At 50.6% G+C, this 14,142-nt stretch carries 12 protein-coding genes; 5 read left to right on the forward strand and 7 right to left on the reverse strand.

Translation table 11 applies throughout. The features are described 5' to 3' along the window. Positions 1-10: 10 nt before the first annotated feature. From H6F86_RS20040 to H6F86_RS20060, 5 genes are all read right to left on the reverse strand, one after another. Complete coding sequence (locus H6F86_RS20040; protein ID WP_190450457.1) at positions 11-646, reverse strand: hypothetical protein; 636 nt, start codon at positions 644-646, stop codon at positions 11-13. A 310-nt stretch (positions 647-956) separates the two neighbouring features. Continuing rightward, positions 957-2,603 (reverse strand): CocE/NonD family hydrolase, encoded by a 1,647-nt coding sequence (locus H6F86_RS20045; protein ID WP_190450458.1) that lies wholly within the window; start codon positions 2,601-2,603, stop codon positions 957-959. Positions 2,604-2,762: 159 nt separating this feature from the next. Further along, positions 2,763-3,218, reverse strand: a complete 456-nt coding sequence (locus H6F86_RS20050; RefSeq protein ID WP_190450459.1) for a cupin domain-containing protein — start codon at positions 3,216-3,218, stop codon at positions 2,763-2,765. A gap of 113 nt (positions 3,219-3,331) precedes the next feature. Next, positions 3,332-4,099: an isochorismatase family cysteine hydrolase gene (locus H6F86_RS20055; RefSeq protein WP_190450460.1), complete on the reverse strand. Its 768-nt coding sequence runs from the start codon at positions 4,097-4,099 to the stop codon at positions 3,332-3,334. Positions 4,100-4,360: 261 nt separating this feature from the next. Beyond that, positions 4,361-5,335, reverse strand: a complete 975-nt coding sequence (locus tag H6F86_RS20060; protein ID WP_190450461.1) for a DUF1517 domain-containing protein — start codon at positions 5,333-5,335, stop codon at positions 4,361-4,363. A gap of 489 nt (positions 5,336-5,824) precedes the next feature. Here H6F86_RS20060 and H6F86_RS20065 point away from each other — a divergent pair, with 489 nt between their 5' ends. The 3 genes from H6F86_RS20065 (at position 5,825) to H6F86_RS20075 (ending at position 8,324) form a co-directional block, all read left to right on the forward strand. After that, a complete protein-coding gene (locus tag H6F86_RS20065) occupies positions 5,825-5,995 on the forward strand; it encodes a hypothetical protein (protein WP_190450462.1) in 171 nt (56 codons plus the stop codon). A gap of 171 nt (positions 5,996-6,166) precedes the next feature. Further along, positions 6,167-7,555 carry an alkaline phosphatase PhoX gene (locus tag H6F86_RS20070; protein ID WP_190450463.1) on the forward strand — a complete coding sequence of 463 codons (1,389 nt, stop codon included), beginning with the start codon at positions 6,167-6,169 and terminating at the stop codon, positions 7,553-7,555. 271 nt (positions 7,556-7,826) lie between these two features. Continuing rightward, positions 7,827-8,324: a hypothetical protein gene (locus H6F86_RS20075; RefSeq protein WP_190450464.1), complete on the forward strand. Its 498-nt coding sequence runs from the start codon at positions 7,827-7,829 to the stop codon at positions 8,322-8,324. 53 nt (positions 8,325-8,377) lie between these two features. Here H6F86_RS20075 and H6F86_RS20080 read toward each other — a convergent pair whose 3' ends face one another. Together H6F86_RS20080 and H6F86_RS20085 are read right to left on the reverse strand one after the other, a co-directional pair. Next, positions 8,378-10,819: a GAF domain-containing protein gene (locus H6F86_RS20080; RefSeq protein WP_242033607.1), complete on the reverse strand. Its 2,442-nt coding sequence runs from the start codon at positions 10,817-10,819 to the stop codon at positions 8,378-8,380. Positions 10,820-11,010: 191 nt separating this feature from the next. Further along, complete coding sequence (locus H6F86_RS20085) at positions 11,011-11,235, reverse strand: hypothetical protein (protein WP_190450465.1); 225 nt, start codon at positions 11,233-11,235, stop codon at positions 11,011-11,013. Positions 11,236-11,551: 316 nt separating this feature from the next. Here H6F86_RS20085 and ffh point away from each other — a divergent pair, with 316 nt between their 5' ends. Together ffh and H6F86_RS20095 are read left to right on the forward strand one after the other, a co-directional pair. Further along, a complete protein-coding gene (gene ffh, locus H6F86_RS20090) occupies positions 11,552-13,018 on the forward strand; it encodes a signal recognition particle protein (protein ID WP_190450466.1) in 1,467 nt (488 codons plus the stop codon). A gap of 150 nt (positions 13,019-13,168) precedes the next feature. Further along, complete coding sequence (locus H6F86_RS20095) at positions 13,169-13,948, forward strand: hypothetical protein (RefSeq protein ID WP_190450467.1); 780 nt, start codon at positions 13,169-13,171, stop codon at positions 13,946-13,948. Positions 13,949-14,142: the final 194 nt, after the last annotated feature.

Genomic DNA, 14,142 nt, shown 5'->3' on the forward strand with positions numbered 1-14,142 from the left:
ATTCTCATTTCTAAGGGTGCTGCACGTTTTCTTGCGACTGCGCTGCACCGGGTTCAGTGTTGTAGTAAGGCAGAAGTACCGAACCACCCCAAAGCAAAACCACGCCAACTAAAATGCCAGTAAGCAGCCGCACGCGCTGCTGTAGCCGCCGAATTTGACGCTCGCTCTCTATTGATGGGGCGTCATTAACTGCCAAGGCAGCACTAACCGGCTGAGCGGCTGCATCAGTTAGCGGTGCGGGTACTGGTGTAGGGGCTTCCTGTGCCTCCATTACTTTCGCTACGGTAACGGCTGGCTGAGTCTTTGGCGTACTGAAGCGTACTTTTTGGTGTAGCCAGTTAGCAATTAAGCTGGGACAGTTTTTGTACAACCAGCGCAGCGCAAACACTTTGAAGGCGGGCTTAGACATCACCGCGATCGCCTTCATCAATTGATTAAGCGGCTGAGAACGTACTTTCTGGTTGATCAAGTTAACCGAGCCAACATCATAAAGGCAGTCCAGGATAAACTTAAGCGTCACATCCTCCTGTCTAAGCATATGAGCGAGCAAAAGCTCCAAGTCTCGCATCCGCTCAACTTGCATCTGCGCTTCTGCTGTCAACTGTCTTGACTTTTCTGTTTGTCCTGATAAAGCCAGTTTAGCCATCACAAACCTGGTTCAGCCTGTCGGTACATTCAAATATGGATGCGTATCACTTCAGCATGACAAAGACTGTGGCGGTTCTCCTTCTGTCTAAAGGCACTTCTGTCCAAAGGTAATAATCATTTCGTACTGGTACAGCTTTGTACTCACACAATAACAGCCGCTCTCACCCTTTTACTCTTCCAGCCTTCTACTCTTTCACCTTTGCTCTTCTCCACTCTTCCACCCTTTTACTCCTTCACCCTTCCACTTTTTCACCCTTCTACTCCTTCACGTTGCACTCTTCCACAAGCCCGTCGCCCTCCTTTGAAAATCACTCTAACTTAACCACAGGCAGCAAAATCTGAGATGGTCGATCGCCGCCACTAGCCACTGTCACTGTAATAATTTGTTGATCAATTAAGCGTGTTTTACCAGGCGGTGTCCCGGTACCTGCATTCACCGGATATGCAGGAAAACACGCGGCGCTCAGGCTCAGGCGAATGGCGTTGCCTTTTGGAATGCAGACGCAGGTTGGTTGAAGTGAAATTTGTAACGGTGCCGTGGGCTGTGAAAGCACGTGGATGTAGCCCTGAGTGACGTTATAGACAGTACCATTGGGACGCACGTCAGATAAAACGGCACACAGATCAAAGCTAGGCAGATCAGCAGCGCAATACACCAAGGCTGATACCTCACCTGCCAGGTGCAAGTCTTCGGTAAGCGGCTCGGAAGTGTAGGTAAGAATATCAGTGCGACAGTCAAGGCTAGAGCGATCGTAAGGCCCAGATGGCGCAGAGGCATGACCACCACTTGCCGGAACCGGTCGCCAGGGATCGTGGACGAGAACATCGGCAGAAGGGGTGAAGGAGTGAGATGGCAAAGGGGCAAGGGTGCCTTCCTGGTCACTCATGCTGGCAAGCCCAGTGCTGGCGAGAAAAAAGGGCGTTGGGTGAGCGCTGTACCATGTGTCAAAGGTGCGCCACTGGTTGCTGCCCATTTCAAAGAGGGCGATCGATGGTTCAGTCAGTAGTCCTGTATTCAAGCCTTTGAGCCACTGATCGAACCAGCGAATTTGCAGGCGATCGCATGGGCTAGCAGCGGCGGCTCCAAAGTCGATCGCCCCCACCTTGCGTCCCCACGGCAGATGCGCCCAGGGTCCCACAATCAACTGCTGGCGATAGGTGCTCCGGGCTGCCATTTCTTTGTAAAGATGGATCGTTCCCCGCAGGAAAGTGTCGAACCAACCGCCAATATGTAACATTGGCAAATCGACGGCATGTAAGTATGACTTCGGCGAAAGCTTCTCCCAGTAGTCGTCTGGTTCAGAATGTTGTAGCCACTCGTGGTAAAACGAATCAGGATCAAGATCTTGAAGGATGGCAGGATTAGCAGGCACTGAGTCGCTCAGAGGCGGTTGTTTCGCTGCTGTTGCCAGCATCTGATATGCCGCAACATCACCCTTTAAACGAGCCGTTTCAGCGCTAATCTGGATTGCCCAGCTTAAGTTGGCTTGCAAACAAAAGGCTCCACCTTCATATGCCCAATCTGTATACAGGTCATAGCCAATCATGGCAGGGCAGATGGCTTTAAGGGCAGATGGCTTTGCGGCAGCAGCATACAGTTGAGTCATGCCTTGGTAGGAAAAGCCGTACATCCCAACTTGCCCGGTGCTGCCAGCAAGAGCCGCTGCCCACTGCACAGTATCCTCACCATCCTCAATTTCATGGGCAAAAAGCTTGAAGCTGCCCTCTGACGTACCGCGTCCACGCACATCTTGAATCACCACGATATAGCCATGAGCGGCATACCAGGTGGGATAAGCGTAGACGATAGTGGAGGCGATCGCCCGTCCGTAAGGCTGCCGCATGAGTAAAACAGGAAACGTCTCCTCTGCATCAGGGCGATAGATGTCTGCATCTAACCGCACCCCGTCGCGGGTCAGCATAGACGCAGTTTCTTTAGGACGAACGTTGAACATGGAAAAAGGACTTTAAGCTGGTAGGGGAAGCAGGGGAGGCAAGAGAAGCAGGGAAACTCTTGAAGCTGCAGGAGAAGCAAGAGAAGCAGAGGCATTTGGATCAACTCCAAAGCTTTCCTTTCTCAGCCCTTAGCACTTAGCCTTCATCCCTTAGCCTTTTCAACACAATACTGGCGATGGTGTACGGCGTAAAACCGCCATATCTTCCTCATCCAGTTCAGCCGGAATGCCGCTACGGATGAGTTCAGCAAAATTCTCATTTGGCACCATAAAGCAGAGTGCATACAGCCGTCCTGATCCTGTATTCTCAATGCCATGAATGCCAGTTGGCGGCACTAGAATGCTATCTCCTGCCTGTACATGAACCGTCTTACCATCACAAGTTGCCAGACCTTCACCTTTAAGAACAAAAAACATTTCGACCGCCCATTGATGACGGTTGGGTGGAGTCTTGCCACCAACATCAAAGATTTCGACGCATAGGGTCAGCGACATATTGGCAATTTGTGGATCAAACACGATCGCCAACCGATTGGTATCTTGAGGGCTAATCCGAAACGCTTGATAATCGACTGGTGATTTCACAACTGGGATAACGCAACTTTCAGAAGCCATTGGGTGTTCCTCAAAAACGTGGGTGAGAAAGTGTAAGGTGTTCTGAGTAGCGCTTAATGACGCTTTGCTGAAAAGTTTTGAGTTTGTTCGGGCTGCTGGCTCCTGTCTTCTTTCTACTTCATCGCAGTTAAAAGGGCATGAGAATCAGTGACAAAGCCAAAGCATTGATTGACGTTATAGAGTGTGGCTTTCCAACAATAGTCGGGGGACGTAGTAGCACTGCAATCGGTTAGCAAAAGGCAATCGTAGCCTAGAAAATTAGCATCTTGTAGCGTTGCCATCACACATTGGTCGGCGTTTACACCAGCAAAGAAAAGGGTGGTTTTGCCCAAGTTTTTGAGAATGCTGTCGAGTGGTGTGTCCCAAAAGCCGCTCATGCGGTATTTATCAACCTGAATGTCGTCTGGTTTTGGTTCTAATTCATCAACAGTCGCGGCTGCCCAGCTATCTTTAGTTAGTACGGGGGCACCGTTGGCTGGCAAGTGATCGCCCAGCCCTACCCCGTCTCCCGTCGGATTGTAGACATGGCGTGAGGCAGCGCTGATGTTGAGTAAATCAGGACGGTTGCCCCAGTTTACCCACACGATCGACACCTGAGCTGACCGCAAAAGCGGCAACAAGTCTTGCAATGGAGCGATCGGCGTGCGTGCAGGGCTGACATCAACCCCAATGTGTGCTAACCAACCATCGGGGTGGCAGAAATCGTTCTGCATATCAATGACCAGGATGGCGGCTTTCGCCAGATCCAGGCGCAGCGTTTTAGTCTCAGTGGTCAGCGTAATGACGTGAGGCTCAAGGGGCGGACGGGTAATGTCTGCGATCGCAGCATTCACTGACCAGGCATTAGGCGGCACCCCTAACGTCCGAAGCGGTGTAGTCATAGGTTACACATGGCTAGACAGCAGCGTAATGCACTCAATAAAGTTGGCTCGCTTAATCGCAACAATACATGAATTTGTCTCAGTTTCTTTAACACTACTTTTTACTACACATTCGAGTCTGGGGAATGTTTAACTCGTCACTAATTGCCGCAATCCCCAGCTGTTTTTAGCAAGAGAACGACATTAAAAAAGGGGGCTACCTAGCCCCCCTGTGGATTTGCAATGAAGTAACGATCGCCTCAGCAATCTTGAATAAAACCTCTAGACAAGTTTCAAGTCTGGATACTGCACCACTACATCTTCGTTAGTGAGAACATCACCTTCTGCTTGAGGTGTCCAAAGCACTTCCAGTGCCAGGAGGCGATCGCTCGACACGCCACCCAACTGCTGCAACGCCAACTTCAAGTCATCTGAACTATTCACTTTAGGTAGCTCTAACTTGCCTTGAGTACCTACTAACAGCGTCACCACGATATACTCACCGGGACCCTCTGTCTGAGCCAATGCGCCGCCTTTCTCAGCAACCGCAAGGTTACTTGTTGATGCTTGCTTAAGCTGATTGTTGACGTTAGAAAGGGTTTCGCCGCTAAACTTGCTGCGTTCAGACAACAGCAGACGGTTAAATTGAGTTTCTGCTGCTTCCAACCGCGTTTGTTGAACGGTAGAACCTGCATAGACCCAATACTCTGGATGGCGCAGTAGTGCCAGCGTCGATTCTTGCAGTACTTCGGTTAAACCAGCCGTAGAACTAGTATCGGCTTTCTGAGCAATACGGTTCAGGTCAGCCTGTAGCTCTCTTGCTTCTGCCAGAAGACCCACTTGCAGCTTGGCAACCGAGATAGTGGGGTTTTCGGTACTGTAGCCCAGGCTATCGTCATCGGAGCGCGATCGACGGAAGCTTTGTACCAGGAAGTTAGCAACCGCCAGGAAAATCAGGATGCTGAACAATCCGCCAGCGCCACCACCAATGCTAAAGAAGGGAAACAGGAAGGGAAAGCCGAAGCCGCCACCAGGATAGTAACCACGACTGTAGCCACCACCATAACCGCCGCCTGGTGCATAGCTACGGGGAGCCGTAAAGGTTCGGCTGGGTGCGCGGAAAGAGCCACCGCCCATGCGACCACCACCCGCTGCGAGAGCGCCATCCGCATGACCAAACGACAGCGCGACCACCAAACCGATCGCCATGAGCGCTTTTACCCAGGGCTTCATGATTGAACGTAATACTTTGTGCATAAACAGCCTACCCAAACGCTTGCTAAATGACAGTGAAACTCTGTCGGCTCCCTGTTCCATTTTGCCTGAAACTTCGCAGCGGTTGACTAAAAACGAAAGCCACTGGTACTAACCTACGAGCCGAGTAGAGCAGTCTAAAATATCCTAAGCTCTGTTAAGAGTTGTTACTTTAGACCTCCCTACTACTGTATCGTCTCCCCTGTTGCTTGCAAATCAATTAAAGGGTGTAGTTGTGGGTAGAAAGCCGTACGATTATGTTCGTTCATCGTCCTTTTAACCAGCTTTAAGGATCATTACTGTTGATAGCAATTTTTGGTTTTAAAAGGATTCGAGTAGAGCGATCGCTGCATTGTCGCAAGCAACCGTTACAATAAAAGTGTAAATATTTGTAACCCTCCGTTGGATAGATCTTTGGAATCAGCCCAAAACTGACCCATGATGTCAAAGCGGTTCGGTTTACATTTCAGCCTTACTGAGAGCTATTAACTCATGACAACACCTCAACCCACTGTCACCCCTAAGTTAGAAGAACCGAAGTTTGGTTTTAGCGGGTATGCCGAACGCCTCAACGGTCGCGCTGCCATGATTGGCTTTGCACTTACTCTGATTATTGAATACGTTACTGGACAAGGCGTGTTGGCTTGGTTAGGGCTTGGTTAGTCGAAACCTGTTCTAGACATAAGGGGCGTTCCGATATCTAGCGTTAATGGCGAGACAACATCTCGCTCAGTTAGCAAGCCTAAAAATAACCAAAGCTTAAACCAGTGTTAGCGTGCGCTTGATTGTAGTTAAATATACTGAAGCCGTTATTTCGCATGCGTAAACAGTTTAATGAGCGTTTCTCGGCGTCGGTTTTTAACACTAGCTGGCGTATCTGCTGCTGGCGTGACAATGGTTTCTCCTCTAGAAGCCCTCTATGCACGAGTTGCTAATGGTCAGGTTGCTAATGGTATTGGCTATGGTCCCCTGTCACCTAGACTTCCTGAAAATGTGGATGAACTGCAAGGGGTTGTCATCGGCGGGTTTGACCTTGGAACAGCACCCCTGCTAGAGCTTCCCCCTGGTTTTAACTACACTGCCATTTCAATCACAGGTCAGCCGATGACCGATGGGGGGAGAGTTCCAAGTAACCATGATGGGATGGCTGCTTTCCCAGGCTCCAACAACACGACAATTTTGGTACGGAACCATGAAGTCGGTGCTGCAACGAGTTCAAACCCAGTCGTTACTCCTAGTAAGTACGACCCGTCAGCTGGGGGTGGCACAACGACTCTGGTAATTGGTCCCGATCGCCGAGTTAAATCGCAATACGCTTCTCTCGGCGGTACAATTCGCAATTGCGCTGGCGGACCGACTCCTTGGGGTTCCTGGGTAAGTTGTGAAGAAGATGTTTCTATTGCACCCAAAAAGCATGGTTACAACTTCGAGGTGCCTGCTAGTGCTGCAATCCAAGTTGCTAATCCTGTGCCTCTGGTCGCTATGGGGCGCTTCAACCACGAAGCGGTGGCAGTTGAGCCAGAGACGGGTTGGGTTTATCAGACTGAAGACCGTGGCGATAGTTGTTTCTACCGCTTCCGTCCGAATCAGAAGGGCAACCTACAGAGCGGCGGTGTGCTTGAGGCGCTGAAAATCACGGATAGCAGAGCAGCTAATATTGAACCCGGCACAGGTAGCGCTAATACCAGCACGGGCTATTTGGGTCTTAAGAACGTACCGTTGTCAGTCACTTGGGTGAGAATCAATGATGTTGATCCCGTTGGCGATACTGTGCGGGTAGAAGCGCGATCGAAAGGTGCAGCCCGCTTCAGTCGGGGAGAGGGAGCCTGGTACGGGAATGGCTTAACCTACTTTGTATGTAGCAATGGTGGCGATGCAAGAACTGGACAAGTCTTTGCATACAAATCCAATCCTGCTGACCCTACCACTGGCACCTTAACCCTGGTGGTAGAAGCGACTGCCAATGATGTTCTCGCGGCTCCTGACAACATCTGCGTAGCACCCTTCGGCGACCTCTTCCTCTGTGAAGACGGCAGCGGCACTGAATATGTTGTGGGCGTTAACCAACAAGGCGAACTGTATCGCTTTGCAACCAATGTACTTAACGGCAGCGAGTTTGCTGGTGCCTGCTTCTCGCCCGATGGCAAGACCCTGTTTGTGAATATCCAGAGTCCCGGCATTACCGTTGCCATTTGGGGACCTTGGTCTCGGAAACGAGCCTAGAGTTTGATCACTAGCTGGGTAGTCTAAAGCGTTTCCTTTAAAGAATTTACCTGATGAATGTCGTAGGCAAGCGGCTCCCTTGTGACCAGGGCAAGTCGCACTACGTCAGATCATTTCTCTTTGAGAAATCGCTTTCACACTGGCAGGGCTACTCCACCAACAAATTGGAGTAGCCCTTCTTCAAGTCCCCAGGAGGAAGTTGCAGCAATGTAGACATCCTCTGCAATTTTTTCCTGCTTTGTTAACTCACGTCAGATTATTGTGCTTTGCAATGTTGAAACTGTTTGTCCTGGCTGGGAAGCGCGTTAAACGAACCGGACGATCGCCCAGTCTCTTTACCTTGCTACTAGCATCGACTGCGATCGGTGTTCTCCATGATCCACATGCTGCTTTGTCTCAAACTAGCTTTCTGACGGCATTTAACCCGGAAGATCATATCTGTTATATGCAGACGAGTGATGGGCGGGTGCTGAATTTAAGCAAACTGTGTGGTGGTAAGCAAGGGACTGTCAATGCTCTCTCAACAACCGATCAGAGTTTTCTTAACGATTACCAATCGTTCTTAAGCAAACGATCGACACGACTACCAGCCGTGAAGGCTGCTCTCTTGCAGGCGCAACAGAACCCTCAAGCAGTTTTACAGCGTGCCCAAGCGGTTTGTACAGCGCTGAGAACAGGGCAACCCCAACCAACCACGACAGGTCAAGTGGGCGATGATTTGTTCACAACGCTGGCTCCTGACTACTTCTGCCCTGAACTGGATGAGTAATCTTCTGGTGTAAGCGTTGCCCTTAACCAGGATTACTACCGCTTCACCCCGGCTTAGGTAGTCGAGCTATAGTTGCCTGACGCTTGGTTAGTAGCATCACGACCTTCAGGCAAGATGCGTGCACGGGCATACTTCAAGCCAGTCACACCTTGAAGCGGTTGGACGGTGCCACGCTCAATCTTGTCATCAATCCAACATTCCCGCATCAAATAGCGGAAGTACTGCTGGTATTCCGTCCACTCCTGCTCAGTACAAAAGACCAGGGTTAGCATTCCGGGTTGCGTGATGCGAGTGTTTGTTTTGTCGTCGATCGCCTTGTCAATGCGCTTTTTGACAATTTCATAGCGGGTATCGCGACTGCCGCGCACGTCAAACATCCGCTCGGTAGTTTCATCGTGGAAGATATCAATGGTTGCATCCTGGACAAGCACAAGATGTGTGATCTGCATGTGCGTGCTATGTTTTTCCAGTAGTTGGAACGCTGTCCTGGCACAGGCACACACGGCACGAAGCTGTTCGTAGCGCAGACTCCGAAGCTGAAAGCTACCAAATTTAGGGTCGATTGAGGCTCCGGCGTAGATCATGTGATCGATGCCATCGGTAGCTTCAATATCGCAGTAGTGAGGCGTAATCCGCTGCATTGCCTCCTGCCAGCGCTCCCAGGTTTCCCGCAGCAGCGTGTTGATGTTGTGTACCATCGCGTCATAGCGGGCACGTGCTTGATAAATGCATTCATGAGCATTGGCGCACGCATTGCGGTACGTGTTGATGGCAGCGATCGCTGCTTCACCGCATTGGGCAAAGTAGTCAAAGTAAATTTCTAGATGATCACGCAGATAGCGTAGTCGGCTCACTTCAGCATCGACGGTGATGCCTTCTTGCAGTTGGCGAATGTGTTCCAGTAAATCCAACCGCAGTTGCTCGCCCAGGGCTGTCGTCGTGGCATTGCAGGCAGAATCAACCACCGCTAGTGCTAAATGAAACTGCTCTAGCAAATCGGCTTGGATTGCCAGATTGCGCTCATGAGACGAGCCGCGAATGTCGGAAATGCCGTAGAGGGGATACACGTTGAGAAACGCAATGGGTTCTGGTGGTAAGCCCATGCTTCGACGCTCTGCTTCCTGCAAAAAGCGCCATTCTACAGACGGGTGAATATTGGTAATCAAGCGCTGTTGTACCAGTTGTCGCTGGGCAGTTGTGAGTGCTTGTGTAAAGGCAAGAATCAACTGCTCGGCATGGCGGCAATCTAGCGCATCAAACGTGTAGGGTTGATCACTTAACAGAGCGACAATGCCCACGGCACTCGGAGGCTTCAGTACTGGGGGTGCTGCTTGCAGACTATCACGGCTGGATGCATCTACCGCTTCTGTCCGATCGCCCAAACCACCATTGAGGGCTAGCAGCGGAATAAGCAACAAAGAGCGTACGCCCATTTTGACCAGTTGTCGTCCGCCATCAGTACGTGGATCTTGAGCTAGATCGGCAACGACAGATACCTGATTGCTGCGGAGTGCGTGCATAAAGTGAGATTCTTGCAGCGCCTCCAGCGGATAGAGCGTTGGATGCGCTTCGTCGCTCAATGATCCCATGAACAAACGAATCTGGTCGGTTTCAATGCTTAACAGCAGGGTATTCTGAGTGCGAAAGAGCGATCGCATCTGCTGGTTCAACTCGCGAAATTTGTGAGTACGCAGAATCGAATCGCGATCGACCAACAATTGAGTAATGCGGCGAATAATCTCCCGCTCTGTAACGTCCAAGCCTTCTAGCAGCAGACAGCCTTCGGGCTGATAATGCTGTAGCTCCAATTGCTGCTCTAAGCGCTCAACCTGCATTGGATCGGCGAGTGCGGCTTCAATCTGTGGCAGTGTCATTTGCTCCAGCTTAAGGGCAGCAGGCTCATCCAGTTGAACGTTGAGGCGTGTGAGTTGCAGTTGCTCAGAGCGTAGCCAGAACTCGATGTAGCGTGGTTCGGAATGCAGTGGACTTTGCAGCGCAATCATTACGGGTTCGTCTAGCAGACGGTAGCCTTGCAAATCAATTTGGTAAAACTGTTGCAGCACTCGATAGAGTAAATGTCGGCGATACAAGCGCTGGATTGCCCCATTATCGGCAACACCCATCAACTGCTGAAGGATGTGCTCCAATTCTCCTGCTGCGCCTGTCGCTGGCAGACCGAGAAGCCGACGGAAGTAAGCATTGGCATACTGCAACGTCATAGACTTCGGTTCGATCGTTGCAATGAGTAGCCGACTACATTGCTGAAAGTAGCTCAACCAAGCGTGCGTGTCAGTGGCTTGGGGCTCTCCTGCCTGGGTTTCTGCTGCTGGCATAGGGACGATCGCCGCCTCAGTGACTAAAGGCAGTGGCGCTGGCTGGTAGTCCAACTTTATCGTTGAGCGATCGGGCGACTGGACTGACGTACCAATATTCTGAGTCGTAGCGGTTTGATGCTCGTTCAATGGCATATTTGTCACCGACTCAGAAGGATTCATAATAGTCTGCCTTAAGTGGATGAACACTTATAAAGTGAGTAACGCTTCAGGGTAATACACCAGTTTTAGAGCATTGATAGCTATAACGCAGTGATCTAACTAGTCAGCGGGGGCTTTAAATCGGTGGAGCCTCAGGTCAGTAGCTTCTGTCCTAATGACTGGTGTAACCGCTGCAAACAGGAGAACGTCGGTTACAAAGCAAACGGGCATGGCTGTAGACAATATTTCCTGATACTCAATGTCGTAGGGTTGGTGATCGCGCTTACTTTAGGACGGAGGGCTAAAGGAGCAGCACCGTCTCTCACCAACCCAAACTTATTCTTTAACGCAAACTTGGTCTTTCGCAATGGTAAGAGGACTTGAAGCCATGCCTGATTGGTAAGGGGGCTAGGACGATCGCTGCCTGTCAATATCACAAACTATACCTTTTAAAATTTCTCCTTAAGAAATAAGTTTGGGTGCTTCTCGTTCAAAGAGACACGATAGAATCAATGTCTTAGGCTGCACGTGCGTCAGTTCGATGTTTATAAGTTACTGCAACGTTTTTTCGGGCGTGTGCCGAACCAGGAACGATACCATTCTCCTTCTCTCAGCCTTTTTATGAATTCACCAGATCAGGCGAACCGAAAGCGCTAATCTGGATAAAGATCAGGCAGCAATTTGCTGTCGGGCAGTTTTTCGTGTAACAGTGCCACATCTGTGGACAATTAACTAGCTGGCAAAAAACGAGTCATGTTTGAAGCACTCTCCGATCGCCTAGAGTCAACCTGGAAAAAGCTGCGCGGTCAGGACAAAATCTCAGAATCGAACATTAAGGACGCAGTACGTGAAGTCCGGCGGGCGCTGCTAGAAGCGGATGTTAGCCTTCAGGTCGTTAAAGACTTTGTGTCAGCGGTCGAGACGAACGCCCAGGGTGCAGCAGTTATTGCCGGAGTGCGCCCCGACCAGCAGTTTATTGAGATCGTTCACAACGAGTTGGTGCGGGTCATGGGCGGCGACAATGCGCCCCTTGCCAGTGCCGCTACTGCGCCGACGGTCATCCTCATGGCAGGGTTGCAGGGTACTGGTAAAACGACTGCCACAGCAAAACTAGCGCTGCATCTGCGAAAGGAAAACCGCTCCACGCTGCTTGTCGCAACGGATGTGTACCGTCCAGCCGCGATCGACCAGTTACTTACCCTTGGTCGCCAAATCGACGTACCCGTTTTTGAGCTGGGGACGGATGCAAACCCCGTTGAAATTGCGCGTCAGGGTGTTGCTAAGGCTAAAGCAGATGGCATCAACACCGTCATTATTGACACTGCCGGACGCTTGCAGATTGACGAAAGCATGATGGCAGAGCTGGCACAGATTAAAGAGACGGTGCAGCCTCACGAAGTCTTGCTGGTCGTTGATGCGATGACCGGGCAGGAAGCCGCTAGCCTGACTGAAACCTTCCATAGCCAAATTGGCATTACGGGTGCCATTTTGACCAAGATGGATGGCGATACTCGGGGTGGTGCAGCGCTTTCGGTGCGGCAAATCTCTGGTCAGCCGATCAAATTCATTGGTGTTGGCGAAAAAGTTGAGGCATTGCAGCCCTTCTATCCCGATCGCATGGCATCCCGCATTCTGGGCATGGGTGACGTACTGACCCTCGTTGAGAAGGCGCAAGAAGAAGTAGACCTGGCAGATGCCGAAAAGATGCAGGAGAAGATTCTCTCTGCAAAATTCGACTTCACCGACTTTTTGAAGCAAACCCGGATGCTCAAAAACATGGGTTCGCTGGGCGGCATCATGAAAATGCTCCCTGGCATGGGCAAAATCAGCGATGAACAGTTGCAGCAGGGCGAAAAGCAGCTTAAACGTGCTGAAGCAATGATCGGCTCTATGACCGTGGCAGAACGCAAAAATCCTGAGCTTTTATCAGGTTCGCCTAGTCGCCGTCGTCGTGTGGCGCGTGGCGCTGGCTATGCCGAAAGTGATGTAAGCAAGCTGGTGAGTGATTTTCAAAAAATGCGATCGCTCATGCAGCAAATGGGACAAGGACGCTTTCCTGGTATGGGCGGTATGCCCGGCATGGGTGGTATGCCTGGTATGCCCGGTATGGGCAATGCGCCCGGAGGCAACCGCCCCCAGCAACCCGGCTGGCGTGGTTATGCGACAGGCGGCAATAAAAAGAAGAAAGACAAGAAAAAGAAGGGCTTTGGCAATTTGTAAGTAGGGCGACATCACTAAAGGCAAGACCCTCTGTAGTCTAGTAGGGCTATGGCACGTACTTTGTAGTAGGTGCGTGACATAGCACATCTCAACTTTTTTGAGATTCCGCTACTATAAGGAATTTGTGCAATGTACGGAGAGCGTCTCGCGATGAAACGAATGCTTATTGCTGCATGTTTGGCAGTGGCTAGTGTAGGCGCAGTGGCTTTTTACTACTGGCAGCAAGCAACTCAACTGCCCGACTGGTATGGCTCTACCCAGCCTGATTCATCGAGTCAGACAGGTCAAACCGACGTATCGACATCCTCACCTGGTAACTTTATAACTGATACGAAGCGATCGACTGAGCCCGATCGCCGTCAACCCAACAGCCAGCCCTCCGTGACCATCACCCAGCCGAACAAAAAGGTCAGTACGGTATCGCAAACCCCTCCTAAGCAGCCAACGCCAACTAAGACGGAAGTGCAACAAAAAGAGTTGTCGCGGTTGTTTACAAACGAAATCACACGTAAAGCTGAGGATAAGAAGCTAGGTGCGGCTGTGAAAGGTGCAAACACTACAATTCAAAACGGCCATGTTGAAAGTGGTGCTGTCGTTAACTTCAAAGATATTTCGCTGGATCAACTGCCACCTGCCGAACGTGACTTTGTAACTAAATTAGTCACTGCCTTTCCAGCGTTGGGGCAGCAGAGCTTTTACATTGGCATCGAAGGCAAGCCCACCATCAAAGATGGTCAAGCTCAGTTAAACGATGATGTGCGGATCAAGCTCGGTAAACTTAGCTTTACGCCAGCGCAACTCTCACAGCGGTTGGACATTCCCGAAGAGCAGATTCGTCAACAGATTCAACTTCAGGTGCAGCTAGGAAACTTTACGGCTGACAAAGTGCCCACAGCAAACGATCACAACAAGCAGGGCAATGCAAATTAGTAGCCTGCACTTGCTACCGATCATCAAGAACTAGCCTTAAGAATTGCTAACACTGCACTGGTGAGATTGCCTAAGAGTGCAGCTTAAATAACCTCTACACTTCGCCTGTACGAGCACAGCCTTTGGCAGATGATTCTTTGGAAGGTTGCCAAGTTACCGAATGCTGTGACCTTACTAAAACTTGAACTTATTTC

The sequence above is a fragment of the Phormidium sp. FACHB-592 genome (genome assembly GCF_014695795.1).
Taxonomy (GTDB): Bacteria; Cyanobacteriota; Cyanobacteriia; order Leptolyngbyales; family Leptolyngbyaceae; genus Stenomitos.